The sequence below is a fragment of the Hallella colorans genome (genome assembly GCF_003096815.1).
Classification (GTDB): domain Bacteria; phylum Bacteroidota; class Bacteroidia; order Bacteroidales; family Bacteroidaceae; genus Prevotella; species Prevotella colorans.
This window is the reverse complement of sequence record NZ_QENY01000019.1, coordinates 12,452-38,220: the sequence shown is the minus strand read 5'-3', so window position 1 is coordinate 38,220 and position 25,769 is coordinate 12,452. Positions and strand designations below refer to the sequence as shown.

Sequence of the window (25,769 nt, the reverse complement as noted above, 5' to 3'; positions counted from 1 at the left end):
TAGCTGCATGCTTGCCGCTTGTTCAACCAATGATGTTGATGATTTCTTGAAAACAATAGTAAAAGCTCCTCCCGCTTCTATCGAGTACAACGGCAAGGGCCACTCACAGATATATGCAGTGAGCGCCGTGCTCAGAATGGGCTTCAAGGGTGGCAACATAAAGGTTGGAAACTTTGGCGCCGACAACAGTATAGACAACACATACGACCAAGACTCGTACAACATGATAAGCGTGAACACGGACAAGCCGACAGACTATCCTCTCATGCAGCAAATTGAGATAAGCAAGGGCGACAATGGTCAAATGCAAATTACCAGCCAGCGCGACCACTTTGACGTAGTTGCGTCAGATGACGTTTATTATGGACTTGAGCTTACATATTATGGAGCCAACCACCAACAAATAAACGGTGAGTTCATACAGTTCTATTACAAGAAAAACGGAAACCCAGACCTCGACAACTCCACACTGGTACAGCACCAACACTTCTTTACCATTGGCAACGAGGTGTTGCAACACAGATACACCATAGACGGTAAGACCATAGCCAAGAACAGCAAGCAGGGTTTTTATCCACACACGCTGGACAAAAAACCAACATACTACCCGGAGCTTACCTTTGAGATGGAGGGCGACAAGTTAAAGACCTGCGACATCACCACTACCAATGCGCTGCTTGCCCCAGAAAGTGGGAACAAATCAGAAACCATGCCTTACGACAGCACATTGGTAGACAAGGCCATAAATGTATTCCCTACGCTGAAAAAAAATCAAGCCACATGGACAGAAAATGGCTTTAAATTCTTTCAAACGCTCACCATGCCGCATGCGGCCGAGCTTGCCAACAAGTTGTTTACATACCAATACCGAGATACCGACCCATTTGAGAAACAATTGGGATATGAATATCAAGAAGGTAGCGGCGACGGCGGCGTGGTTGACGATGGCACAAACGCACTGAGACAAAGGCAAGGCGATTTCGTAGAATTGCTGCATCAATGCCGAAAGATTGGTGCCGGCCCAAACAATTTAGACAGAATGGGATTTAAGGGTGTGCTGCAGTTTAGCCAAGCCAATACCGAGTTTGCCATGCAAATAAGCCTGTGCAACATCGTATCGCAAATGGATAAATCAAAGAATGCCATTTGGCCCAAATATGGAAATGATAATCCAGATGCCAACTCAGAAACTTGTTCAGAAATTCCTACGCTCGGACTTGGAAAAGGTAGAGGACTTTACAATTTTAATGAGATAAAATCAGAATGGAGTAATCACGACATTGACATTCCACTTACATTCCGCGTAATCGCGGACATGAAAGATGGAGACGAGAAGTTCGCGGAAGATTTCAAAAAGTTCTATCCTCACATGGACACCAATGAAATCAAGAATTATTTCTTTAATCCTCAATATTTGCTGTCAAGAAATCGTAAGAATATATTCGTCATGTAGGCTTCAGCTAAATGGAAGGCATTTGTGCGCCATCATTCCTCACAAGGCTAATGCGTTTTCCTGACTAAGGGAAATGTGCATACATGGCTAAGAGAAGCGAGAGCGTTTAGCAAAGTGCCTGTTATACTGGATTATCTAATCAAGACATTTACATAAAAAATAAAATGAAAAAATATAGTTTCTGTTTCGTTCTTATATTGATGTTATGTACATCATGCGATGACTTCATCTTTGGCAACATGAACATCAATTACAACGAAAATCCACTTGAGCACAAAGAGGTGCCACACAGCGGCGCGGATGCCATGGTTGACAGCTTGCAGAAAAAAGCTCCTTTTGGCAATGCCATGAACAACCCCGACCAAGATGGTGCATTCAACAACTGGGCACGCTGCATAGTCATGTTCAAGGAAGGACACTCACACGGCGATGAAAAATTTCATGGCAATTATGTTTATCCAGCAGCGCCATGGAGACAAGAAGAATTTGTCATAGTAGAAAACAACTCACAAAAGTTTCCTACCGTAAAGGTGGAGTGGGAAAAAAGCATTCAAACCGTTTTCGAGAAAAAGTTAGGCAAGCCCACTCCCCAGCAACCTTACATTCGCCTTATTGGTGGAGATAAGAACCTTTGGGGTATATGCTTATACTTCTTGGATAAAGATGGGAAGTTGCTTAACGATGAGATATACAAGCACTCCGATGAGTATCAGATATTCTTTACCATTAGCGACGTGGACGACAAGGGTAACCCATACAAGATTGAAGACTGTAGAGGTACATGGGAAGTTGACAAAAATGGGAAAGATGGCAAAGTTGATGAGCATCCTGTCGTATCACCTTATTTCGAAGAAGTGGATAAGGACGAAAGTTTAGGTCACGATATCTTCATGCGCAGACAAAACGCAACCAAGAATTTGTTTGAATACGCCTACCGTGACACATGGCATCAGAATGCTATGGCAGACGGTATGCGCGAGTTTTACAACATTAGGTTGCTGCCACCCCTTGATGCCACCGATGCTAATTCATGCGTTTCCTATGACAAGGACTGTGTAGGACTAAAAGGACATATCAACTTTTACTATGAGGCCAACGAGCCTTCGTCTAACTTTAGACCTGAAATAGATGGACGATATGGGTCTGGAGAGAAAAAAGACACATGGCCTTTCATGGTAAAAGGTTTTTCTGGTGAGTCTGTAGTATATAGTCGTCCTTCATATATATTGCCCTACTTCTATCTTTCCGTAAGAGTAATGAAATGTCAAAAGGGAAAGAAGGCATATATTCCCAAGGCTACCATTGCCAACAAAGAGCTTGACTATGCTGGATATTGGGACTGGATGAAGAGCGAAAAAGCCTGCGCACCTTTCTATAATCCTTTCTGGCAATCGAAGAACACGACCCTCGAGGTTCCTGAATGGAAAGAGCTTATACGCTTCAACATACCTATTAAGGTATATTGCAACAGGTTCGATTCTGACCCGACAAATGTTTCCCCAGCAGAACCATATTATTTCTACTTGGGCAGAGAGATCGGATTATCAGGAAAACAGGCATACGAAGCAAGCCAAAACGTAAGGACGCATGGCTTTGGCGCATTTGGCAACTGGTTCCTCTAATTCTTAAAGATTACATGCGACAAAAACATCACAACAAATAAACAAAACAAGGATATGAAAAAAATAAATTACACCTTGATATTAGCCTTCATGGCATTATCAACCCTTTTCACAGCATGCCAGAGAAATGGAGACATGCCAGACAGAACTGACGCAAATTCAACAGTAGACCACCTCATTTTCAAAGAAGTTTTTTACATTGGTTACTGCACTTATAGGGATTTGTCTTCCATGGGATTCAAAAGCCAATATAGCAGATACGAGGATGCCAACTATTTGGTGATATACAATCCTACCAACAAACCGATATCGCTTGCCAATATGGCACTCGCATATCATGCCGTTGACCCAAGTATCCAATTTTCGTTCCAAAAAGATGGAACTGGAGATTTTACCAAAAGGTATTATGGCATTGGAGGAATGTCGTACTTCCCCAACGACCCTGTAACAAAAAAACCACATATTATACAGCCAGGCGACAGTGTCATCGTCGTGAAGTATGCGTGTGATCACAAGAAGAAATTCCTTGCCGAGAATGAGACCACAGAAGAAGAGGCAAAGAAAAATTACTATGGCTGGGAGGCTCTGCCCGACTATAGTAAACTTCCAAAGGACAAGACCTTTGAATTGTGCAACCAGCATTCACTGAAAAATGGAATGTGCGATCCTAACGACAAATTTGACAACAAGGATATTCCAAACATGCGTGACCTTGTTTTGTGGGATGAACTTCCATTTAAGGGGCCAAGCCAGAGTATGCGCATGGCTTTGGTGAAGCTCCCTGATGGTGATGCATCCAAACCTCATACCAAAGACGAAAACGGATTTTATCCTGACGAATCGCCACGTTCACGTAACAATTGGTATCGACTATATGATTTGTATGGAACCGAGCAGGACCAAATTAATGACGAGACAGATCCGCTGAAGAAAAGGGAACTGGAAAAGAATAGAAAATACCCAACGGCATACTACCACATGATATATAACACAACTGGTATGGGAGGCATCAATGCTATTGAGCTGAATTACAATTGGGTTGTCGACTTCCTTACCATTTGCCCTTCGACAGAGAAGAAAATGGACTTGCTGACAGGTCCAAGCTCTGTAACTGTATATGATGCGACAGGACACCCCGTAATGGAAGGAACAGAAGAAAAGAAAGAAAAAGTATGGTGGTACGACAGAGGAACGGCAAGTGTCTGCAAGCGTATATTTGGAATTAATGACTTTTCTAATCCCTCATTCGATCCCTCGCAATTACAAGGCGCGCTGATTCGTCGTAACAATGGAAAGGGATTTGTAGCCGAAATGAGTTCTGCGCTGAACTTCACGAAAGGTGTACCTTCACTGTGCAGACGCGACAGCAAGGGCAAGCCGTTAGACATGACCGCATACTGGAAACAAAACTCCATTAACGCGCGTACCCCAAAAAAATGATGGCACGTTGAGGCACAAAACCTCTTGAGGACATTAACACTACAAGATGCAAGCTAACGATTCTGAACATCGAACGCTTGCCACGCAGCACACATAGCTTGCATCTTGTTCTTGAATATCCGCATAACAACGACGCTACCTCGGGAGTATCTGAAGCTTCTTTCATGTAGTAGCAAGAGTAGAAACATACAAAGATGACAAAACTACAATAATCTATAAAATAAGACCAATAAATGAAAAAGATGATGCTATGCGCATTGGCAACAATTGCGCTTTTCGCAAACTGCACGCGTGACGGGCAACCAGAAGAAAAGAAAAATACCGCTGAGACAGAAAGTGCAGACTTGATCATAAAAGACATTTACTATGCTGGAGACTTCGTGGAGACACCTTACGGCAACAAATCTGAAGAAACGGATGATAAGTTTATTTCCGTCTACAACCCAACCGACCATGACATAAGTCTTGAGAATATGGCCCTGGCACTATGTCAGTACAACGCTGTAGACAAAGTCAACTTTGAAAAGCCTAATTGCGATTATAGGCAGAAAGCATTTGGCGTTTCCAACTTGATTGGTTTCCCCAAAGATAAAAGTGGCATGCCATACACCGTAAAGGCAGGCAAAACTATTGTTATTGCCATGAGAGCCATTAACCATGCGGAAGGATACAAGAAGTATTTGACAGAGAATGGAGAAGATCCTACCAAATACAAAGGTGTCGAAAAACTGATCGACCTTTCCAAAGCCGACTTTGAATGGGGACAGAATGGAAACGACAACGTTCCACACATGACGTTCCTCTATTGCAAGGAAAACGACAAAGAACAGGAAAAACGAATGAAAGAAGACAAATCGAAAGTCGGAGTATGGGATGAAGACGACGATGAGTATGTACCTTTCGGATTTGAGCGTAACTTCACCATTGCGCTGATACGTTTGGCAGAACCCATTGAGAAGATAAAAGAGAATATGAACAATGCCAAAGTAAACGAAGCATTGCTAAGAGAAATCGAAGAGCCGACGGCAAAGTATGGACGCTATGTCATGTGGAACGCAAGTGGGCATCACTCACATTCACAAATTCTCATATTCTTGCCCAATCAATGGGTCGTGGATGCCGTAAACGTAAGGTTCAAAGGAAATACCACCGAAAAAAGTTTCCCGATATCGGGTACACTGGACAAAGGCTGGAATGGCGTGTACGAAAAAGCCGACGACAAGATAGAGGTCGGAGCAGGCAAGATGCTTACCAGACGCTTTGATGGAAAAAGATTATCCGATACAAACAACTCATCGGTCGACTTTGAGGTCAAGAAGGTGGTTGTACCTACGAAATAAGAAGGAACGGACTGCATAAGTCTTGCCCTCACTCACCCAACATCATGAAATAGGTTTTACCTAAATATGTTTAATTTAATATTTTTATAGTATGAGAAAGATTTACATGTTAACAATGAGCCTGTTCATTTGCATGGGTGCACTGGCAGGCAACAACGGCACTATTGGTGACAATTTGAAATGGGCGTTTGCCGATGGCACGCTTACCATTAGCGGAACTGGAGAGATGGAACACGCAGATGGTAACTCAGGGTATGCGTGGGGAACAGACAACAACACATTAGACCGTTCCTTAATCAAAAAAGTAGTCGTAGAAGAGGGGGTAACAAGCCTTGGCGAATACATCTTTTGGGATTGTCAAAGTCTTACGGAAGTAAATTTACCAAACTCACTGACGACACTTAGGAAAGAATGTTTCAAACGTTGTACTGCCCTCAAATCCATAATATTACCTGACAACATCTCCATGATTGACGAGAGTGCTTTTGAGGAATGTAATGCTTTGGAAACCGTTACTTTCCCAAAGAGTCTGAAGGAAGTGAGTACAAAAGCATTCTACAATTGCAATCTTAAGAAGGTAGACCTTTCACAAACACAAGTAGAAACAATTGGCATGGGAGCTTTTGCTCACAATGCTCAATGTGAAGAGGTGTACTTGCCAAAGACACTCAAAACCTTCGAAGGTGAAGACGAGGGTGCATTTTCTGCCTGTGGTGTGAAGAAAGCCGTATGTAATGCAGTAGAGCCTCCCAAGACAATAAGTGGCGTATACGATTTTATAACAGGTGAGAAGAAAACAGATCCTGTTGAATGGGTAGACATTTTCACTGGCTTTGATGAGAATTTCGTATTGGAAGTGCCAGCAGGAAGCGAGGATAAATACAGAAGCGCAAACGGATGGAAAAATGCAGCCAACAACATCGCTACTGGTATCCGTGGTGTTAAGGCATCTCTGGCAAAAGTTGGTGTATACGATATCACCGGCAAGAGATACATGAACCATGCAGATGCACAAACAGTCAACACATTGCAACGTGGCGTTTACATTATCAACGGCAAGAAAGTTTTAGTTAAATAACACACTCATTTATCCCCACCCATAGAATGTATTAAAGATGTACCTTAGAAAAACATGCATAGAGACAACAAATTCCGCGCATCATAAAATAAAGGTTATTCTATACATACTGGAGGTGGGGATTTTTATTTTATCAAATTTACCTTAGGCTATACCTCGTGTTACAAAAAACACAAGATAAAAAAAGACTATTGCTGTCCGTTAAAACTTTTTAAGCCTAAAAAATTAGGGCTGGATTCCTCCTGACTTCGTCACTTTTTCAAGACATATTTGTAAGTGCTTTATAATCAATGCTTGACTTTGTTGCTTAGGGTGACGTGCAAAAAGGCGAGTAAAGTAGCAAGCTCGACCCCCCTTATACGAGAAATAACCTGATTTTTTACATTCTTGCCAAGAAGTATTGGATGATTTATATTTCTGGGTGACACGATGACGAAGTCAGGAAAAAGCAGTGGAAGTACAGAGAAAGGAAAGATGAATTACACACTTTTAAGGACACTACCAGAATCACTTTTTATACTAATAAATTAAATATGAGGAAAATTTTTACATCTTTAGTGTTGCTATGCGCAACAACCTTGGCTTTTTCCGCCCCTGTGGGCAGACAACAAGCCCGACAAGCTGCATTGGCTTTTATCAAGAGCCATGCAAGCACTAACTCCCATCTCGCTACACGAGCTTCACAAGCCGCACCCTCGCTCAGCGAGGTGGCAAGCACCAATGCCTACTACATTTTCAACGTAGGCAAGGGACAGGGCTTCGTCATCGCCTCTGCTGACGACCGCACGGCTGACGTGTTAGGTTATGCAGAAGAGGGAACATACGACGAGCAGCAATGTCCGGCATCGCTCAAGATGCTCTTGGCACAATATCGACAGGAGGTGCGCATGCTGAACGACATGCCTGCCGCCACGAAGCCAGCCACCACCCGCGCCGGCAGAAAGCTGCAGCCCATCGAACCGTTGCTGAAATCCACATGGAGCCAGTACGGTCCCTACAACCAACAAACGCCCATGCACAACAACAAACACTGTGTTACGGGATGTGTCGCCACGGCGGCAGCCCAAATTATGGGCTACTACCAGTATCCAAAGAAAGCTCCCGCCATGCCTGCCTACACGGCTCCGTCGGCTCATCTGCAAGTATCCGAGCTTACCGAGAGTACCTTCGAGTGGAACGACATACTGCCTTCGTACCGCATTCCCACCACCCAGCAGCAGCAAGACGCTGTGGCTAAGCTGATGAGGTACGTGGGACAGGCGGTGTACATGGATTATACCGCTGATGATTCGGGTGCCGATTCCTACAACGTCATATTGTTCCTTACCCGATTGTTTGGCTACTCTAAGGACATGCACCGGGTTTTCAGAGACCGCTATACCAGCGAGGAATGGTGCAACCTGATATACAATGAGTTGAAAGCCAAAAGACCCGTTTATTACTTTGCCGAAGATGTGGTGTACAACTATGGTCACGCCTTTGTCTGCGATGGCTACAAGGAAGGCGACTACTTTCACATCAACTGGGGTTGGGGAGGTCAATTCAACGGCTACTATCGCCTGTCGGTTCTTTCGCCACGCGAATATGGATTTAAGCAATTGCCAAGTATCTACACGCGCGAGCAAGGAGCTATCATCGGATTCAGGCCAAGCGAAGGTGCTGATGTATTTCCAAAAGTTGTGGACGTCAAGGAGATGACGCCCCTACAAGGTCAAAGCCGATCGAACAGTGGCGATGACTTCACGGATTTTGACGTCACCATGAAATGCGTGAATAATTACGGCGAAGCCTTTGATGCCGATTGCGGCATAGGCTTTTGGCAGGGAGGTAGATTGGTAACCGCCGTGAAGCTGTTCAGCTCTACGTTCAAGACCGACGGCAAGATACAAAGAAACGAAGCGAACTTCAAAATACCGCACACCCTCGCCAACGGAAAGTACACCGTGCTACCCGTTTACCGCATACAAGGAGAAAGCGAATGGAAAGCCTGTGGCGGCATTGGAGATATGGCGCAGGAGATAGAGATTACCAACACGGAACTGAAGACCTCCACTGCCAAGCCTGTTCTGGAGGTGAAGAAAGTGGACGTGAAAGGTAGCAAGGAGGCAGGACGTCCCCTGTTCGTAACCCTCACCATAGAGAACAAGGGCGACGAGCTGTACGACACCTTCGACATGCTCTTCAAGTATGACTATGTTGCTTCTACCACCACCTTCTTGCCAGCACGACAGACGACAGACGTGGTGTTTGAGCTTTATCCAAAGGAGGTTGGAGAGTTCGACTACTCCTTCGAATGTAAATCGGGCGCTACTATCAGCTCTAAAGGAAACATTACCATTACTGAACCTAAGTCGCAAAACCTTCCTTCGGTTGTGGTGAAAATCGAACAAAGTGAAGAAAACGCTTTCCAAGCCCCTACCATGAGGGGGAAACTCATTGTGACCAACAGCGAGAGTGCTGACTATTGCGGCGGTTTTGACATTGAGCTGCGTTGCAAGAAAGGCAATACAGACGAGGCTTATTTTGAAAACAAAATATCACTGACAGACATCATTCCCGCCAACAGCACGAAGGAAATACCGTTCTCGATAGACAACGTTGCCGCAGGGGCGCAATATGCCATTTACGTGGATGGCTATAAGGTAGAGAAAAAAGAAGACTTCATCCAAGGTGGGATGAAATACGTACCTAAATGGGAGCGCATTCTCAAGACACCGTTCTACATGGCAAAAGACGCACCAACAGCAATCGCTGTTCCGCACATCAGCCATGAGCCAATGCTCATATACAACCTGCAAGGTGTGGTGGTAGGCAAAGGCGAGCAACAGCTCGAGTCACTGCCAAAGGGCATCTACATCATCGGTGGCAAGAAAGTAGTTAAGCGATAACCACCATCCTCATCAGCCCATTCATCTTTTCGACAAGGCACAGAAACTTTCTCGTGACCTTTTCGGAGTTGAATGGGCTGTTGCATGTCCTTGCATGGACAGCAGTTCTAAAAAGTAGGCATTCTCCGAGAACTGCACCAAGACGCTCTCATCTGAAACATTACGAAGGTGTTTCAAGATGAGGAGACCCATCATCAGACGGATGGGTTGGCCATACGGCCATTGTCCTTGCTGTAAAGAGGGGCAAAAGTAGCGAGGCGGTTATGCCCCACAAAAGCAGCTAACGCCGTATGCTTGCTTTTTTTACAAAATCTGGCATTGGTTCACGTATTGACAAATCGTGTTTTTGTCATAGAATTTTTTGTCCAAAAGCGTCGCGTTGGCGGGCAGCTCGGGAGCGTCAACACCGTTTGGCACAGTGAATGAAGCCGTCTCCACACGTATCTCATCCCACAATCCGCGCTCAATAAAACTGTTGAGCGTCACGGTTCCCCCTTCGACAATGAGGCTCTGCCGGTGGTTAGCGTAGAGATAGTCAAGCATTGCGCCAATGTTGTCAAAACATTTAAACCACGAAGGCACGCCCTCTGCGTTGTGCGTCAAGACCAATCGCTCGGGCGACGGTCCGCTCCAAAGACGCACGTTCAGGCGCGGATGGTCCGCGTTGACGGTCTCGCGCCCCACGAGTATGGCGCCGTTCTCGGCGCGCAGCTTGTGCACCAACATCTTGGTGAAAGACGAGGAGAGCGCCAACGGCTCAACGTCCACCGCTCCCGCGCTCCGCGCGTAAGCGATTTTGTGGTTTGCGGTCTGCGCCCATTTCAAGATGATATAAGGGCGTTTTTCGTTGCTCACGACGATAAACTTGCGGTTCAGGGCCAAACACTCACGCTCAAGCACACCCACGGTCACCGGGATGCCGGCCTGCCTGATGCGCTCGATGCCTCGCCCACGCACCTCGGCGTATGGGTCCACGCACCCACAAACCACACGGCGCACGCCCTTCTTGACAATGAGGTCCGCGCATGGGGGCGTCTTTCCCCAGTGCGAGCAAGGCTCCAGCGACACGTAGATGGTAGCCTCGGCAAGCAGTCGCTCATCGGCCGCGCGGACAGACCCAAACGCGTTCACCTCGGCGTGCGCCTCACCACACCGCACGTGATAGCCTTCGCCGATGATACGCCCGTCGGCGCTCACGATGACTGCTCCCACCATCGGGTTGGGCTTGGCGTACCACTGTCCGCCGCGTGCCAACTGCAAGCAGCGGCGCATGTACATCTCATCCAAGGCACGCCGCCTGTCATCGAGCAAAGAAGCGTCTGTTTGCTTATCCATTTATCTATTTTTTTAGGTCGCGCCAACATGCCTCGCCCACATCAGGGCGTGAGCGGACGTTATTGTTTGCGGTCCATTCGCACCCGCATCTTGCCAATGTAGATGCCGTGCTTGCCATTCTGGTCCACCGGTATGGGTTTGCCATCAAGGTTTTTGACATAGCGCAACGCCTTGAAGTAAGTGTGGCTGTGCCCACCCAACACAAGGTCAATGCCGCGCGTGCGAGCTATCACCTCTTGGTCGCCGACACCGTCTGTTATCCATCCCAAATGGGTAACGCAGATAATAAGGTCGCATTTTTTCTTCCTCAGCGTGTCTACCATCTTTTGCGCCGTGGTCACCGGGTCGAGATACACGGTGCGCTCGTAGTTCTTGCGGTCCACCATGCCGTCCAGCTTGGTGCCCAATCCAAACACGCCTATACGCAACCCCTTGCGCTTGATAATGACATAGGGCTTGACCAAGCGGTCCAAGCCATACTGCGAAAATTTGTAGTTGGCGCACACCACGGGGTAGTTGAGCTTGCTAACCACGCGCGCTAAGTTTTTCAACCCGTAGTCGAACTCGTGGTTACCGAGCGTGCCGGCGTCGTAACGCATCATGTTCATCAACCCGACCTCCACGTCGCCCTTGAACAATGTGTAGAAAGAAGAGCCCTGCGAGAAATCGCCACTGTCAAAGAGCAACAAGTCCTTGTCCGCCTTACGCTCCCTCTCGAGCATGGCCACGCGGCGCGCGAAACCGCCCCTGCCGGCCAACATCGTGTCGGCCAGCTGCGCGCTCAACGGCAACACACAGCTGTGCGTGTCGTTGGTATGTAGCACCGTGAGGTGCTTTTGGGCCGTGGCCGACATTGCCGCGAGGGTCAAGGCCACCGCCAAAACTATCGTTTTTGTCTTCATGGGTTCACTATTTTTATACGTCCTTCCACTTGGCTGTCCACCGTCTTGCCCGCAGCCGTCTGTGCCTTAAAGTAGCGAGCTATCAACGCACGCACGTTGTTCTTCGCCCCTTGGGGCGAGTTCACGCCGGTCTTGGCCTTGAAGGCCTCAAGCCCATCGTTTCCCTGCGCCAGATAGTCGAGTGTGGCCACCCTGTAAGTGCGGCTCTCATCCACCGGCTTCCCGTGCACCAAAGCTTTCGTCAACCGTCCGTCGGTGGTTATCTCAAGCTCCGCGCCACGACTCAATCCCTCGCCACCGCGCTTGGCCATCTGCTTGAACAGCTCTGTCACCTTGGCCCCCGAGAGCGTGAGAAAACATACCTTATTCTCAAACGGCGCCACGTTGAGTATGTCGCCAAGGGTAACTTCTCCTTCCGCGAAAGCCGCCCTGATGCCGCCCATGTTATAGATGGCGAAGTCTGGGTGCTCGTTATAGTCGCCCCCACTCCACAGCAGGATGTCCGCCAAAAGGTTGGAAAGCGCGCTCTCAGGACGCTGGGCGGCCATGTAGCGAGCCACTCGGCCCACCACCGGGCTCATCAGGCTGTCCACCTTAGCCTTGTAAGGGCGCAAGAAAGCTTGCGCGCGCTTGTCAGGGTTGGCGTCATACTTGCCGTCCACCAACACCCGCGTGCGCTCAACGCTGGTCATCACATAGGGGGTGTGGCACGACGACACCGCCAACGCCAACGCCCAAAGTGCCGAAAACACTATTCTTTTTCTCATATTTTTGTCCGTAGTATTTTGTTACAAATTTACGTTTTTGGTCTCATTTCCCCACCTCCGAACAACATTTTTACACTTGTTTTTTTCATCGGTGGGGCGTCAAGCCAGGCTAAAACTCACTGCTGAAATGGAAGCGAAGGCCCTTGAAGTCTTGCCGCGCCATGCTCAGCATGTACGAGGAGTCGGCCAAGAAAACGTCGCGTCCTTCCATGTCCTTGGCCATGTATTGGTATTTGCGCTTCTTGAAATTCTCCATCTCCGCTTGGTCGTCGGCCTCTATCCAGCACGCCTTGTACAGATGCACCGGCTCCCAGCGGCACTTGGCGTTGTACTCGTGCTCCAGCCGGTACTGTATCACCTCGAACTGCAATTGGCCCACGGTGCCCACGATGCGGCGACCGTTAAACTCGTTAACGAACAGTTGGGCCACACCCTCGTTCATGAGCTGTTCCAAGCCCTTGAAAAACTGTTTCGATTTCATCGGGTCGTCATTCTCAATATATTTGAATAGCTCCGGCGAGAACGACGGAAGCCCACGGAAATGCAGGTCCTCTCCCTCGGTGAGGGTATCGCCTATCTTGAAGATGCCGTTGTCTGGCAGGCCGATGATGTCCCCGGGATAAGCCTCGTCGACGGTGCTTTTGCGCTGCGCCATAAACTGTGTGGGCGACGAGAAGCGCACCGTCTTGTCCAAACGTATGTGGCGGTAGGGCTGGTTGCGCTCAAACTTGCCCGAGCACACCTTGCAAAAGGCTATGCAACTACGGTGGTTAGGGTCTATGTTGGCGGTGATCTTAAACACAAAACCCGTAAATTTGGGCTCCTCCGGTCTCACCATGCGCTCCTCTGCCTTGGTGGGCCGTGGGCTTGGCGCAATCTCCACGAAGCAGTCAAGCAGCTCCTGCACGCCAAAATTGTTGAGCGCCGAACCAAAGAACACCGGCGCGGTGGTGCCTGCGAGATAGTCGTTCACGTCCAGCTCAGGGTACACACCGCTCACCAGCTCAAGGTCATCGCGTAAGCGGGCGGCCTCCTGCTCGCCCACACGCTCGTCCAAGGCCGCGGAGCCAATGTCGACGGCCACTTTCTCGGTGACACGTTGCTTGTTGGGGGTAAAGAGGTTGAGCTGTCGCTCGTAGATGTTGTACACGCCCTTGAACTTGAGTCCTTGCCCGATAGGCCATGACAGGGGTCGCACGTGTATCTGCAATTCATGCTCCAACTCGTCCAGCACGTCAAATGGGTCGCGCCCCTCGCGGTCCATCTTGTTGACAAAAACGATAACGGGCGTGCGGCGCATGCGACACACCTCCATGAGCTTTCGCGTCTGCGCCTCCACACCTTTGGCCGAGTCGACCACGATGATGGCCGAGTCGACGGCGGTGAGTGTGCGGTAAGTGTCCTCCGCGAAGTCTTGGTGTCCGGGGGTGTCGAGTATGTTCACCTTGTATGGCTTGCCATCGCGCCCATCTGGCAGGTAGTCGAACTCCATGACCGAGGTAGACACCGAGATGCCGCGTTGCTTCTCTATGTCCATCCAGTCTGATGTGGCGGTTTTGCGTATCTTGTTGCTTTTCACGGCTCCGGCCACTTGTATCTGCCCACCAAAGAGCAGAAATTTCTCGGTGAGGGTGGTCTTGCCGGCGTCGGGGTGTGAGATGATGGCGAATGTTCGCCTGCGTTGTATTTCGTTCATTGTGTGTTATTATGTCGATAATGGTGGTTGCTGACTTCCACGCGGCGACCTCGGGCCCATGCCCACAGGCGCCTACGCGCGCGAGTGTCAGACGCTGTCGTCGCCAAAGTCGAGGCCCTCGTCGCGGTCTTTCACGTAATAGTCGCTAAGCATACCCACAAAGGTGGTTATCTCTTTCACGGCGTGGTCTGTGTCTGGCGATATTTCCTTGTTTTGCAATCGCAGCATCATGATGCCGTAGAGGGCGTTCAGGCAGGTCTCCACCTCGCCAGCCTCCTTGCCGCCTTTTTGCCGCAACTCCACGATAAAGGGCAGCACCTTGTAATATTCGGCATTGTAAAAAGGGAATTTGGACGAGGCTAACAACCGGTTGTGAAAGTCGGTCAGGTCTTGCACCAATATTTTGTTTATTTGCAGATGGCCCCGCTCGCGGCAGCCCTCCTCGTTCATCATGCGTATGAGATTGCCGAACCAGTCGGCCTCCTCGTCTTTCTGCTCGTCGGTATAGTCGAACTGCGCGATATACTCTCTGCGTATTCGGGAGAGCGAGCAGCCGTAAGCGCGTATCAAGTCTTCCATTTGCCACATATACAAGAGATACTCGGCGATGGATGTTTTACGTAGTTGTTGGGAAAGAAACATTTTTTATATTCAAAATTCAAAATTCAAAATTTGCGATTGGCCATACGGATAATGGGGCTACTGCGTGTTGAGCGACGCAAAATTATTCGCATGCTCATCAAACCGTCAACATTCAAGATAGGTGGCATGGAGCATTTTTTGTCATGAGTTTAATCGGGGCAATCTATGGTATGAATGTTTGGCAAATCGCGATTTATAATTTTCAATTATTTTTTTTAGTAGGCGCGGCGTTGTATGTGGTTTCGAAGGGTTAAAGAGAAACCGGCCGATCGTCATGCGAGACAAATCAAGCCTGCCACGCCTCCTTTACCCATTTGTCGGTCACTGAAACGTGTAGAGATTGAAAACCGTCCCGATCAATACGACCAACGAGAAGACAATGACGGCCGACCCTATGAGTTTGTTGATGATGACAATGATGGCGATATCAAACTTCTCGCGCAGTTTGTCTATGAGCCACGTCAGGCCGTACCACCATAACAACGCGCCGCCCACGATACTGAGATATCCGAACGTCATCTCCAACGGCCTATGGGGTACCACAAAGGCAAACTGGGCAAACGACGCCATAAACAGGAAGATAATGAGCGGATTGGAGAACGTTACCAGAAACGCCGTAACGGTGTTGTGCACGAGCGTCCCTGTGCCGTTCTTGTTGCTCTGCCGTATGTTGGCGGTGGGATTGCTGCGCCAGCAATACACGCCAAACATCAGGAGCACCACGCTGCCAATGATTTGCAACCAAAACTTGTTGGTGGGATTGGTGATGAGATCCATGACGAAACTCATGCCAAAACCAGTTATCAAGGCGTAAATGATATCACTGATAGAGGCGCCCACGCCAGTGACAAAGCCGTACCAACGGCCTTTTTTCAACGTGCGCTGTATGCACAATATACCCACCGGCCCCATTGGTGCGGAGGCTATGATCCCAATGAGAAGTCCCTTCAGGATTAGCGCCAAAATATCTATGTGTATAGGAAACGGCATGATAATTTTTGCAAAGTTAGCAATTTTCTATGGCTTTAACGCCATAAACAGGTATAAAAATATGATACGATGTTTAAAAAAAGTCGTGAAAAACGAGGCTCCCCAACATGTCGTTCCACAACAAAAAAAGGTCAATTCTAACCCACTCTCTATGTTTTGAGGCGCGGTGTTTGCTCGGCGCGAGAGACGATTAAGGCCTATTGGCAACGCGTATACGGCTTAAAGGGCAAGCCATTAACACCTAAAGGGCACGCGATTGGTGCTTAATCGCTCGGCCAATAGATACCAATGGGGCGCCACTCAAAATTCATTGGCATCAAAAACATGCTGAGAAATTCATAAAAATCTATCTGTCAATCACTTGCGAAAACATCCCATTTTTCGCGTATTTGCGAGCGAGGTGTCTTACATTTGCAAATAAGCGAAAGATGAGCAAGGTTTTGTCATTTTTTTTCAAACATAGGATGGCTCGGGCAAAGGCACGCCCAAACATGCTCACCTGCCAACGCAGCCCATGCACCCATGTGCGCCACAGGCTCACCTTGGAGCTCGCGCGCGCTGTCTGGATGTCATTTAACCTCTATGGCATCTATGGAGCGGATAGCTCCCGTAAGCGGGTCGAGCAGTAGACGCGATGATTGTTTCTTGCCGAAAAGCGCGCCACTGAGCTTCTCCACCACACCAAACTGTGGGGCCATCAACTCGAAACGGTCCACGGTCTCGCCCGCGGTGCCCACCGTAAGGGTTATTTTAGAAGGCACTGACACACGCAACCCTATGTCGTTTTTGTCTTTTTTCTTTTCGTCATCGGCAGGTGTGGCCACGCTCGCGGTATGGTTGTCTCGCACGTCCACGTAGTAAGGCTCGCCCGCCAAGTCGTCATTATCCACCAAACCGAGCCAGCGCGACAGACGGAAGAGCACCTCGCGCCCCTCCGTGCGAGGCAGATAGTCCACGCTCACCCATGCGGTGTCGCGCGTGGTAGTGCCCTCGAAAAGCTGTGTCAAAGCACGCTCCTGCGTGTCGAGATTGGCGAGCATGGTCTTGAGCTGCGCGCCATCCTTGGGCATGAAGTCTGCCTCGCCACGGTTCAGGGCGTTCCTGCTGTCTCGGATGTCGTATATCTCGCGCGCCGTCAGCTCCGCCATCTTGGCCATACTACCCGCGTTGAGAATATCCTCCGACATGTAGTCGGTGGGGTTCAGGGGCGCCGGGCGAGGTGCCGGGGTAAACGTTTGGGGCGAGACGTCGTCGGGGCGAACGTCGGCATTGATGGCCAACAGCACGCCTACGCGGTCTCGGCTCACTTTGCGAACGCTGTGCTTGCGATCTATCGTGAGCGTGAAACGCTTGGCGGTGTCGGGCACAGCCACCTGCGTCATGTCAAGCCCGATGAGCCTGTAGGTGGTGGCTGACTGCTGCGGTGCGTCTACCTTGAAATACTGGCGGGCGTACACGGCGAGCTTGCCGGGCTGATATACGGTCTTTTCCACTTTTACCGTGAAGCGAGCCAAGGCTTGGGGCAGATAATAAGTGGTGCCCTCCACGGTCTGTGCGGAGCAGGGCAGGCATTGCAACACGGCCGCGCAAGCGATGGCGCAGCATGCAACGAGCGGTTTGGGGAAATGAAAATGTCTCATAATCTTTTTTCTTTTGGGGGATAGCTGGCAGTCGCAGGCAGATTGCCCATGACGTGTCACTCTTCCAATTGCATGAAAGCCTTGGGCAGGTATGTTATGATATCGGTGGCCACGAGGCTCTCCTTGCCCACGTCTTTGGCCGCCAAGTCGCCAGCAAGGCCATGCAGATACATGCCCACGGCGCAGGCGTTGACACGGTTATAACCTCGCGCGAGCAGGGCGGTGATAATGCCCGTGAGCACGTCGCCACTACCAGCGGTGGCCATGCCGCTGTTACCAGTGCCATTGAACAGTACGTGGCCGTTGGGCAAGCACAGAGCCGAGTAATGGCCTTTCAGCAAGATACAGGCCTCCAATCGTTCGGCCAATCGCTGCGCTTGCACGAGCCGCTCACCGTCGCTGTTGCTCACGGTGCCTGTCAATCGGTCCAACTCTTTGGGGTGTGGGGTCATGATAATACCCTTGGGCAACTGTTGCAGCCACGCCTGATGGTTGGCCAAGATGTTCAAAGCGTCCGCGTCGAGCACCACGGGGCACTGCGCACGGTTTACCTGACCGATGAGGGCGATGCCCGTGTTCTCGTTGGTGCCTATGCCCGGCCCTATGGCCATCGCGTCGAAATCGTCGGTGTTGACACCCTCGGAGAAATAGGTCTCGTCGCGATCAAGCTGCACCACGGCCTCGGGCACGGCCACCTGCATGATGGCGCAGTTGCGCTTGGGCGTGTGCGCCGTGACCTTTCCCACGCCCGATCGCATGCAGGCGCGAGTGGCGAGGATAGCGGCGCCGGCCATGCCATGGCTCCCGGCTATGATGAGCGCGTGCCCCATGTCGCCCTTGTGGGCGAAGTCGGAGCGGGGCAGGAGCATGGAGCGTATCTCGCTCTCCTCAAGCACACGGTGCGACACCTCGGTATCGCGAATATAGTCGGGACTAAGCCTGATGTCGAGCACGCGCAGCCGGCCAATGTATTGCTGGCAGTCGGCAAAAAACATAGACAGCTTCATCTGTTGCAACGAGAGCGTGAGATCAGCCCTGACAATGTTGGCGCGGATGTTGTAGCTATTGTCCTCGCACATCAACCCTGACGGCATGTCCACGCTCACCACCTTGCAGGCGCTCTGGTTGATATATTTCACTAAAGAGGCAAAGCCTCCCATGAGCGGCTTGTTGATGCCGGAGCCGAAGAGAGCGTCTATCACAAGCGTCTCGGCCGACAGCTCGGGTGGGTCGAAATTGAGCGAGATCTCATTAAAAGCCGACAGCCGCTTGCAGTCTATCAGCCGTTGGCGGTTGGCGGCACAATCTTCGGAGAGCTTGTTGTGAACGTTGAACAGGTAGGCACTCACGGTGTAGCCATTCTCGGCCAACAGGCGAGCCACGGCCAAACCGTCACCCCCATTGTTGCCCGGACCAGCGAAGACCACCACCGGCGAGTGGTCGGTCCACTCGTCCATGATGGCGCGCGTGATGGCCTTGGCGGCCCGCTCCATAAGGTCTATAGACTTGATGGGCTCGTGCTCTATGGTATATTTGTCAAGCTCACGTATCTGAGCGGCGGAAAATATCTTCATAACAGTGCAAAGATAAAAAAAAGATTGCGATTGGATAGCCAATGGCACCGTATTTTTAGAAATAAAATAAAAATCCTCGCTCCAGCCCACCCTTTGTCGCTTCTTTTTAGTAATTTTGCACCAATCAAATCATGACACCATGAGTATAGTACAAATCAGGGATAAATCTTTTCGCACTTTTATCCCCGAAGATGATATTTTGAGACGCGTAAAAGACGTGGCCGAAAAGATAAACCATGATTTGGCCGACAAGAACCCGCTGTTCTTGGCCGTGCTCAACGGCTCGTTTGTCTTCGCCGCCGATCTCATGCGCTTCATCAATATCCCCTGCGAGATATCGTTTGTGAAGCTTGCCTCTTATCAGGGCACGGCCTCAACGGGCGAGGTAAAAGAAATTTTTGGCGTGAACGAGGACCTGCAAGGGCGCACGGTGGTTATCGTCGAGGACATCGTGGACACTGGACGCACCATGAAACGCATGCTCGAATCGCTGGGCACACGTGGGCCAGAGTCGTTGCATATCTGCACGCTACTGCTCAAACCCAAAAATTTGGAGGTGCCACTCAACATAGAATATGTGGCCATGGAAATTCCCAACGATTTCATTGTGGGCTACGGTCTCGACTACGACCAGCAAGGACGCAACCTGCGCGACATCTATGTCGTGGACGAATAACGTCTTCGGGGCAAGGGGCGAGGGCTCGCCCCACGTGCCCAATAGGCGCGCGAAATGGCAAGCATAAGGTGCGCCAAGCGCGCGCAAGCATGCTAACGCACATGCGACAACACGATTTTAACTATCATTTTATAGGATAATGAAGAATATTGTAATTTTTGGCGCGCCCGGCTCAGGCAAGGGCACGCAGAGCGACAAAATCATTGCCAAGTATGGCTTGGGCCACATCTCCACCGGCGACGTGCTGCGCGGTGAAATCAAGAAAGGTAGCGAGCTGGGCAAAACGGCCAAGGCCTATATCGACAAGGGACAGCTCATCCCAGACGAGTTGATGGTAGACATTCTCGCCAGCGTGTACGATGGTTTTGGCAAAGACCACAAGGGCGTTATTTTCGACGGCTTCCCCCGTACCATTCCACAAGCCGAAGCCCTGAAGAAGATGCTCGCAGAGCGCGGACACAAGGTGGCGGCGATGATAGAATTGGACGTGCCCGAAGACGAGTTGATGAAGCGATTGTTGCTCCGCGGACAGCAGAGCGGGCGCAGCGACGACAACGAGGAGACCATCAAGAAGCGTCTCAACGTGTATCACAACCAGACATCGCCACTCATCGAATGGTATAAAGGCGAGGGCATTCACCATCACATCAACGGATTGGGCGAGCTGGACACCATCTTTGGCGATATAGCCGAGGTGATAGACAGCCTATAATGGCCATGCGGACGCTCGGGGCGCGGCGACGCCATCGCCCCAAGCGACCATGCCCTTTGGGCACGAATGGAGGGCGCGCCCACACATACGAATATCATATCACGCTTTAAGAAACAACGGTTATGGACAGCAACTTCGTGGATTATGTCAAGATAGTGTGCCGCTCTGGCAAGGGGGGCAAGGGCTCCATGCACCTGCGCCACGTGAAATACCAGCCCAACGGCGGGCCCGACGGTGGCGATGGAGGCCGGGGGGGCAGCATCATCCTGCGAGGCAACCATAACTATTGGACGCTGTTGCACCTGAAATACCAGCGCCATATCTTTGCCGAGCATGGCGGTAACGGAGGCAGGGACAAATGTCACGGCACCGACGGCAAGGACGTGTACATAGACGTGCCATGCGGCACGGTGGTGTACAACGCCGAGAACGGCAAGTATGTGTGCGACATATCGCGCGACAAGCAAGAGATCGTGCTGCTCAAAGGTGGCCGCGGTGGATTGGGAAACTACCAATTTCGCACCGCCACCAACCAAGCGCCACGCTACGCGCAGCCCGGAGAGCCGATGCAAGAGATGACCGTCATACTTGAGTTGAAGCTCCTCGCGGACGTGGGGTTGGTGGGCTTTCCCAACGCAGGCAAGTCTACACTGCTCTCCGCCCTGTCCAACGCACGCCCCAAAATAGCCAACTATCCGTTCACCACGCTTGAGCCTTCCATCGGCATCGTGAGCTACCGAGACCACCAATCGTTTGTCATGGCTGACATTCCGGGCATCATCGAGGGAGCCAGCGAAGGACGAGGACTGGGGCTACGCTTCCTGCGCCATATCGAGCGCAACTCGCTGTTGCTATTCATGGTACCCGGCGACAGTGAGGACTCGCGACACGACATCAAGCGCGACTACGACATATTGCTCAACGAGATAGAGAGGTTCAACCCCGAATTGTTAGACAAACACCGCGTGCTGGCGGTGACAAAAAGCGACCTTTTGGACGACGAACTGATAGGCATGCTGCGCGAGACACTACCCGACAACGTGCCCGTGGTGTTCATATCATCGGTGACAGGCTATGGGCTGGACGAACTGAAAGACGTGTTATGGAAGGCTCTCAACAGCGAGAGCAACAAGTTGCAAGACGCCATCGGCGAAGATGCCATCGTGCATCGTGACAAGGATTGGCAATTGTTCCAATCCGAGCAGCACGCCGAGGGCGTGGACGAAATCGTCACAGTGGACGAGGAGGATATCATAGACTTGGACGACGACGAGATGGACGACATCGACGAGCTTGACGATTACGAAATAGTGGAGCCCGAATGAACACGCCCTCGCCTCAACTTCTCTATTATGACATTGCCCCGGGGGTGACGGCTTTCTCCACGACCCGCCACGGTGGCGTGAGCCATGGCGCCTATGGCGAACTGAACATCAACGCTTATTGTGGCGACGACGAGGGGCACGTGGCTCGCAACCGCGAGTTGCTGGTCAAGAAGTTGGACCTGCCACCAACCCAACTGATAGTGCCCCACCAAACGCACGGAGTGGAGACACTGGTGGTGGACAACGATTTTTTGGCCTTGCCGGCCGAGCGGCGAGCCTTGGCACTTGAGGGCGTAGACGCCGTGATGACCCACTGCCAAAGCGTATGCGTGGGCGTGTCCACGGCCGATTGCATCCCTGTATTGATCTATGACGAGACCCATCACGTGGTGGCGGCGGCGCACGCTGGATGGCGAGGTACCGTCGACCGTATCGTGACAGCCACGCTGGAGCGTATGGCCACGCGCTATGGCACTCGTCCGCAAGACGTGAGGGCCGTGGTGGGGCCGGGCATATCGGTGAGAAACTTTGAGGTTGGACAGGAGGTTTACGACGCCTTCAGGTTGGTGGGCCACGACATGGGGCGCATAGCCAAGCGATATGGCAAATGGCATATCGACTTGCCCTTGTGCAACAAGCTGCAAATGGAAAGCTGGGGCGTGCCCACGGACAATGTTACTATGAGCGGCATCTGCACCTACGAGGCCGAGGCCGACTGGTTCTCGGCGCGCCGATTGGGCATCGCCTCAGGCAGGATATACAATGGATTGATACTAAGATAGAAAGGCATCAATCCAAAAATCAAAATTCAAAATATAAAGCCAGCCACGCTATTTGTTTCTCCTTTGTGACTTGCGGTTGGCACGTTGCTCTCTGTACTTGGCCTTTTGCTTGGCCGAGCCGGAACCATGCGCGCCAGTGACGTATTTCTTTTTCTTGGCCTTGGTCTTCACCTTGTCCGTGTCAGGGCGGTTCTTGGGGGCTGGCTTGAAGTTGATGCCCTCCTCAAGTATCTTGTCAAAATCGTCCATAGTGGTTGTTCTTGGTGTAATATCAAAAGTCAGGCGGCCCATCCTTGTCTGAGAAGTCCGGGCCGCCCACCGGTCTTTTTAATGATGGAACAGGCGCACGCCAGTAAAGGCCATGGCTATGCCATATTTATCACAAGTCTCGATGACATTGTCATCGCGAATGCTGCCACCCGCCTGCGCTATGTACTCCACGCCGCTCTTGTGGGCTCGCTCAATGTTGTCGCCAAATGGGAAGAACGCGTCTGAGCCAAGTGCCACCTTGGTGTTTTGGGCTATCCAAGCCTTGCGCTCCTCGCGCGTGAACGGCTCTGGGCGCTCGGTGAAGAACTGTTGCCACGCCCCGTCACGCAGCACGTCGTCGTACTCATCGGAAAGATACACGTTGATGACATTGTCGCGGTCGGCGCGGCGCATGTGCTCCTTGAACGGCAGGGACAGCACCTTGTCGCTCTGGCGCATCCACCACTCGTCGGCCTTGTTCCCGGCCAGTCGCGTGCAGTGCACACGGCTCTGCTGCCCGGCGCCGATGCCGATGGCCTGCCCATCCTTGACATAGCACACGCTGTTGCTCTGCGTGTACTTGAGCGTGATGAGTGCTATCCTCAAATCGCGCGTGGCCTCGGGCGTGAACGTCTTGTTCTTCGTGGGCACATGGTCGAAAAGCGCCTCGTCGCAGAGGTTCACCTCGTTACGTGCCTGCTCGAACGTCACACCAAACACCTGCTTGCGCTCCACAGGTTGGGGCGTATAGTTAGGGTCAATCTTGATGACACAGTAGCTGCCTCCTCGCTTTGCCTTGAGCACCTCCAACGCCTCGGGGGTGAAGCCGGGCGCGATGACGCCGTCGCTCACCTCGCGCTTGATGAGCAGCGCGGTCTCCTTGTCGCAAGTGTCACTCAGCGCACAGAAGTCGCCATACGAGCACATGCGATCCGCACCACGTGCGCGGGCATAGGCGGTGGCCAATGGGGTAAGCTCAAAATCAATGTCGTCGACAAAATAAATCCTTCTCAACGTGTCGCTTAGGGGCAACCCAACGGCTGCGCCAGCGGGCGACACATGCTTGAAACTGGTCGCTGCGGGCAGGCCTGTGGCGGCTTTCAGCTCTCTGACCAATTGCCAACCGTTGAGCGCATCGAGCAAATTGATATACCCGGCGCGACCATTTATCACCTCGATGGGCAACTCTCCCTGCTCCATGTAGACGCGAGCTGGTTTCTGGTTAGGGTTGCATCCGTACTTTAGCGCATATTCTCTCATTCTTGATAATATTTTAAAATTCTATCGCAAAGGTAGCTAAAAGATTGCAGAACAAGCCCCATCCACCCTCATTTTTTATCATTTGGCTGCACCTCGACATGCCCATGTGCACAACATCCTCTCTGCCCCAAGCCACGATTGCCGCTACCCTGCCATAAATAGTCTTGTCGTTTAGTTGCGCACGCACACGACACTTGAGCGCAATTATTATTGGAAAAAATTTATTCTTCACATATTTTTAACACGAAAAAGCGTTAACGCATCTGAAAAAGCACTAACTTTGCGGCGAGAAAACATAGCGAATACGTTAGTGTAAAAATGAAACGAGATTTGAGACCTCTTATGGTGGAGGTCGGAAAGAAAATGAAACGTGAACCGCACCGCCTGGCCATCGATTTTGACCATGTGGCCGCGGTTCTTTCCAAGCACCATATCAACTTGAACGCAGCGTCACTGAGAAAGTTGCGAGATGTCTTGATGGGCAAGCGCAAGCTCTCCAACGACACTTTGGACAGATTGGCATTGCTTGCCGGTTTTCAAGATTGGCGAGATCTTCGCGACGCCATTCACGGCGACACCGACGCCTCCATCAACTACGAGGACGACAGGGAGAAGCGGTGAGCGCGTCAAGAAAAAGGCTCACATGAAGGCCTGGCACCCTCAAAAAAAGCTCAATCCCTGTGTGGAGATTGAGCTTTTTATGGCTTGAAAAGACGCTGTGAGCGCCGTAACATCATTTAGTTTTTAGCGGGAGCAGAACTAATTCTCTCCTTGATGCGCGCTGCCTTGCCTGTGCGTTTACGCAGATAGTACAGCTTGGCGCGACGCACCTTGCCACGCTTGTTCACCTCGATGCTATCTATGGCCGGCGACTCGATGGGGAAAATACGCTCCACACCTACCGTGCCCGACATCTTGCGAACGGTGAAACGCTTCTTCTCGCCGTGACCGCTAATCCTGATTACAACGCCACGATAGAGCTGGATGCGCTGCTTGGTACCCTCGATGATTTTGTAACCCACGGTCACCGTGTCGCCCGCTTTGAACTCGGGATACTGTTTGCCGGTCGCAAATGCTTCCTCAGCAACTTTAATTAAATCCATTGTTTTGAACATTTAAAATTGTTTGTCGTTCCAACCCAACATGGCATGAGAACCCTTCCCTCAACCAGCGGTTAGGCCGAAAAGCGGTGCAAAGGTACAGCTTTTTATTGAATTATAGTTTGATATACGCATAAATTCTGCTATTTTTAACAATCAGTCAATTTTTCCGTGTGTCATGACACGCCATTTTATCATGATGCCCCGTGAACTGACAATAAAAGCCAAGAGAAGAGATACGATTATAAAAAAAAAGCATAACTTTGCATTTGCTTATGGAATCCGCAGCGCCACGTAT

23 protein-coding genes and 1 pseudogene are annotated in these 25,769 nt (G+C 50.7%); 11 read left to right on the top strand and 13 right to left on the bottom strand.

Features of this window, described 5'->3' with window-relative positions; genetic code table 11:
• Positions 1-7: 7 nt before the first annotated feature.
• The 6 genes from C7379_RS09625 to C7379_RS09600 all read left to right on the top strand — a co-directional run bounded on the left by C7379_RS09625 (position 8) and on the right by C7379_RS09600 (position 9,821).
• Positions 8-1,453 (top strand): hypothetical protein, encoded by a 1,446-nt coding sequence (locus C7379_RS09625; RefSeq protein WP_116617133.1) that lies wholly within the window; start codon positions 8-10, stop codon positions 1,451-1,453.
• Positions 1,454-1,617: 164 nt separating this feature from the next.
• A complete protein-coding gene (locus C7379_RS09620; RefSeq protein ID WP_116617132.1) occupies positions 1,618-3,075 on the top strand; it encodes a hypothetical protein in 1,458 nt (485 codons plus the stop codon).
• 54 nt (positions 3,076-3,129) lie between these two features.
• Positions 3,130-4,515, top strand: a complete 1,386-nt coding sequence (locus C7379_RS09615; RefSeq protein WP_116617131.1) for a hypothetical protein — start codon at positions 3,130-3,132, stop codon at positions 4,513-4,515.
• Positions 4,516-4,748: 233 nt separating this feature from the next.
• Positions 4,749-5,855 (top strand): DUF4876 domain-containing protein, encoded by a 1,107-nt coding sequence (locus C7379_RS09610; protein WP_116617130.1) that lies wholly within the window; start codon positions 4,749-4,751, stop codon positions 5,853-5,855.
• 91 nt (positions 5,856-5,946) lie between these two features.
• Positions 5,947-6,933 carry a leucine-rich repeat domain-containing protein gene (locus tag C7379_RS09605; RefSeq protein ID WP_116617129.1) on the top strand — a complete coding sequence of 329 codons (987 nt, stop codon included), beginning with the start codon at positions 5,947-5,949 and terminating at the stop codon, positions 6,931-6,933.
• Positions 6,934-7,466: 533 nt separating this feature from the next.
• Entirely contained in the window at positions 7,467-9,821 is a 2,355-nt protein-coding gene (locus C7379_RS09600) for a C10 family peptidase (RefSeq protein ID WP_243406768.1), read from the top strand.
• A gap of 111 nt (positions 9,822-9,932) precedes the next feature.
• Here C7379_RS09600 and C7379_RS13140 read toward each other — a convergent pair.
• The 9 genes and pseudogenes from C7379_RS13140 to C7379_RS09555 form a co-directional block, all read right to left on the bottom strand.
• Positions 9,933-10,069: pseudogene (locus C7379_RS13140) on the bottom strand (transposase); the annotation flags it as partial.
• A gap of 55 nt (positions 10,070-10,124) precedes the next feature.
• Positions 10,125-11,156, bottom strand: coding sequence for a bifunctional diaminohydroxyphosphoribosylaminopyrimidine deaminase/5-amino-6-(5-phosphoribosylamino)uracil reductase RibD (ribD, locus tag C7379_RS09590; RefSeq protein ID WP_116617127.1), 1,032 nt, complete (start codon positions 11,154-11,156; stop codon positions 10,125-10,127).
• Between the two features lie 59 nt (positions 11,157-11,215).
• Complete coding sequence (locus tag C7379_RS09585) at positions 11,216-12,058, bottom strand: bifunctional metallophosphatase/5'-nucleotidase (protein WP_116617126.1); 843 nt, start codon at positions 12,056-12,058, stop codon at positions 11,216-11,218.
• Positions 12,055-12,825, bottom strand: a complete 771-nt coding sequence (locus C7379_RS09580; protein ID WP_116617125.1) for a 5'-nucleotidase C-terminal domain-containing protein — start codon at positions 12,823-12,825, stop codon at positions 12,055-12,057. The genes C7379_RS09585 and C7379_RS09580 overlap by 4 nt, the downstream gene beginning before the upstream one ends.
• Positions 12,826-12,934: 109 nt before the next feature.
• Positions 12,935-14,521, bottom strand: coding sequence for a peptide chain release factor 3 (locus C7379_RS09575; protein WP_116617124.1), 1,587 nt, complete (start codon positions 14,519-14,521; stop codon positions 12,935-12,937).
• Between the two features lie 87 nt (positions 14,522-14,608).
• A complete protein-coding gene (locus C7379_RS09570) occupies positions 14,609-15,163 on the bottom strand; it encodes a DUF4924 family protein (RefSeq protein WP_116617123.1) in 555 nt (184 codons plus the stop codon).
• Between the two features lie 321 nt (positions 15,164-15,484).
• Entirely contained in the window at positions 15,485-16,153 is a 669-nt protein-coding gene (locus C7379_RS09565) for a LysE family translocator (RefSeq protein WP_207773421.1), read from the bottom strand.
• 569 nt (positions 16,154-16,722) lie between these two features.
• Positions 16,723-17,793 carry a DUF4831 family protein gene (locus C7379_RS09560; RefSeq protein WP_116617151.1) on the bottom strand — a complete coding sequence of 357 codons (1,071 nt, stop codon included), beginning with the start codon at positions 17,791-17,793 and terminating at the stop codon, positions 16,723-16,725.
• Between the two features lie 56 nt (positions 17,794-17,849).
• Positions 17,850-19,367: an NAD(P)H-hydrate dehydratase gene (locus C7379_RS09555; RefSeq protein ID WP_116617121.1), complete on the bottom strand. Its 1,518-nt coding sequence runs from the start codon at positions 19,365-19,367 to the stop codon at positions 17,850-17,852.
• 139 nt (positions 19,368-19,506) lie between these two features.
• Between C7379_RS09555 and hpt the strand changes: the two genes are divergently transcribed.
• From hpt to pgeF, 4 genes are all read left to right on the top strand, one after another.
• Positions 19,507-20,043: a hypoxanthine phosphoribosyltransferase gene (gene hpt, locus C7379_RS09550; RefSeq protein ID WP_116617120.1), complete on the top strand. Its 537-nt coding sequence runs from the start codon at positions 19,507-19,509 to the stop codon at positions 20,041-20,043.
• Between the two features lie 139 nt (positions 20,044-20,182).
• Positions 20,183-20,755, top strand: a complete 573-nt coding sequence (locus C7379_RS09545) for an adenylate kinase (RefSeq protein ID WP_116617119.1) — start codon at positions 20,183-20,185, stop codon at positions 20,753-20,755.
• A 122-nt stretch (positions 20,756-20,877) separates the two neighbouring features.
• Complete coding sequence (gene obgE / locus C7379_RS09540; RefSeq protein WP_116617118.1) at positions 20,878-22,080, top strand: GTPase ObgE; 1,203 nt, start codon at positions 20,878-20,880, stop codon at positions 22,078-22,080.
• Positions 22,077-22,862: a peptidoglycan editing factor PgeF gene (pgeF, locus tag C7379_RS09535; protein WP_116617117.1), complete on the top strand. Its 786-nt coding sequence runs from the start codon at positions 22,077-22,079 to the stop codon at positions 22,860-22,862. The genes obgE and pgeF overlap by 4 nt, the downstream gene beginning before the upstream one ends.
• Positions 22,863-22,910: 48 nt before the next feature.
• Here the strand turns inward: pgeF and C7379_RS09530 are convergent, their stop codons facing one another.
• The 3 genes from C7379_RS09530 to C7379_RS09520 all read right to left on the bottom strand — a co-directional run bounded on the left by C7379_RS09530 (position 22,911) and on the right by C7379_RS09520 (position 24,603).
• Positions 22,911-23,111: a hypothetical protein gene (locus C7379_RS09530; protein WP_116617116.1), complete on the bottom strand. Its 201-nt coding sequence runs from the start codon at positions 23,109-23,111 to the stop codon at positions 22,911-22,913.
• Positions 23,112-23,189: 78 nt separating this feature from the next.
• On the bottom strand, positions 23,190-24,371 hold the full coding sequence (locus C7379_RS09525; protein ID WP_116617115.1) for a phosphoribosylaminoimidazolecarboxamide formyltransferase: 1,182 nt from the start codon (positions 24,369-24,371) through the stop codon (positions 23,190-23,192).
• Positions 24,372-24,384: 13 nt separating this feature from the next.
• On the bottom strand, positions 24,385-24,603 hold the full coding sequence (locus C7379_RS09520; RefSeq protein ID WP_116617114.1) for a hypothetical protein: 219 nt from the start codon (positions 24,601-24,603) through the stop codon (positions 24,385-24,387).
• Positions 24,604-24,689: 86 nt separating this feature from the next.
• Between C7379_RS09520 and C7379_RS09515 the strand changes: the two genes are divergently transcribed.
• Entirely contained in the window at positions 24,690-24,992 is a 303-nt protein-coding gene (locus C7379_RS09515; RefSeq protein WP_116617113.1) for a hypothetical protein, read from the top strand.
• Between the two features lie 116 nt (positions 24,993-25,108).
• Here the strand turns inward: C7379_RS09515 and rplS are convergent, their stop codons facing one another.
• Positions 25,109-25,474 carry a 50S ribosomal protein L19 gene (gene rplS / locus C7379_RS09510; RefSeq protein WP_116617150.1) on the bottom strand — a complete coding sequence of 122 codons (366 nt, stop codon included), beginning with the start codon at positions 25,472-25,474 and terminating at the stop codon, positions 25,109-25,111.
• Between the last annotated feature and the right edge of the window lie 295 nt (positions 25,475-25,769).

Bases quoted from the DNA above. Each gene is read 5' to 3' on its own strand.
- C7379_RS09625 (WP_116617133.1), top strand. From the start codon at position 8: ATGCTTGCCGCTTGTTCAACCAATGATGTTGATGATTTCTTGAAAACA.
- C7379_RS09620 (WP_116617132.1), top strand. From the start codon at position 1,618: ATGAAAAAATATAGTTTCTGTTTCGTTCTTATATTGATGTTATGTACA.
- C7379_RS09615 (WP_116617131.1), top strand. From the start codon at position 3,130: ATGAAAAAAATAAATTACACCTTGATATTAGCCTTCATGGCATTATCA.
- C7379_RS09610 (WP_116617130.1), top strand. From the start codon at position 4,749: ATGAAAAAGATGATGCTATGCGCATTGGCAACAATTGCGCTTTTCGCA.
- C7379_RS09605 (WP_116617129.1), top strand. From the start codon at position 5,947: ATGAGAAAGATTTACATGTTAACAATGAGCCTGTTCATTTGCATGGGT.
- C7379_RS09600 (WP_243406768.1), top strand. From the start codon at position 7,467: ATGAGGAAAATTTTTACATCTTTAGTGTTGCTATGCGCAACAACCTTG.
- ribD (WP_116617127.1), bottom strand. From the start codon at position 11,156: ATGGATAAGCAAACAGACGCTTCTTTGCTCGATGACAGGCGGCGTGCC.
- C7379_RS09585 (WP_116617126.1), bottom strand. From the start codon at position 12,058: ATGAAGACAAAAACGATAGTTTTGGCGGTGGCCTTGACCCTCGCGGCA.
- C7379_RS09580 (WP_116617125.1), bottom strand. From the start codon at position 12,825: ATGAGAAAAAGAATAGTGTTTTCGGCACTTTGGGCGTTGGCGTTGGCG.
- C7379_RS09575 (WP_116617124.1), bottom strand. From the start codon at position 14,521: ATGAACGAAATACAACGCAGGCGAACATTCGCCATCATCTCACACCCC.
- C7379_RS09570 (WP_116617123.1), bottom strand. From the start codon at position 15,163: ATGTTTCTTTCCCAACAACTACGTAAAACATCCATCGCCGAGTATCTC.
- C7379_RS09565 (WP_207773421.1), bottom strand. From the start codon at position 16,153: ATGCCGTTTCCTATACACATAGATATTTTGGCGCTAATCCTGAAGGGA.
- C7379_RS09560 (WP_116617151.1), bottom strand. From the start codon at position 17,793: ATGAGACATTTTCATTTCCCCAAACCGCTCGTTGCATGCTGCGCCATC.
- C7379_RS09555 (WP_116617121.1), bottom strand. From the start codon at position 19,367: ATGAAGATATTTTCCGCCGCTCAGATACGTGAGCTTGACAAATATACC.
- hpt (WP_116617120.1), top strand. From the start codon at position 19,507: ATGAGTATAGTACAAATCAGGGATAAATCTTTTCGCACTTTTATCCCC.
- C7379_RS09545 (WP_116617119.1), top strand. From the start codon at position 20,183: ATGAAGAATATTGTAATTTTTGGCGCGCCCGGCTCAGGCAAGGGCACG.
- obgE (WP_116617118.1), top strand. From the start codon at position 20,878: ATGGACAGCAACTTCGTGGATTATGTCAAGATAGTGTGCCGCTCTGGC.
- pgeF (WP_116617117.1), top strand. From the start codon at position 22,077: ATGAACACGCCCTCGCCTCAACTTCTCTATTATGACATTGCCCCGGGG.
- C7379_RS09530 (WP_116617116.1), bottom strand. From the start codon at position 23,111: ATGGACGATTTTGACAAGATACTTGAGGAGGGCATCAACTTCAAGCCA.
- C7379_RS09525 (WP_116617115.1), bottom strand. From the start codon at position 24,371: ATGAGAGAATATGCGCTAAAGTACGGATGCAACCCTAACCAGAAACCA.
- C7379_RS09515 (WP_116617113.1), top strand. From the start codon at position 24,690: ATGAAACGAGATTTGAGACCTCTTATGGTGGAGGTCGGAAAGAAAATG.
- rplS (WP_116617150.1), bottom strand. From the start codon at position 25,474: ATGGATTTAATTAAAGTTGCTGAGGAAGCATTTGCGACCGGCAAACAG.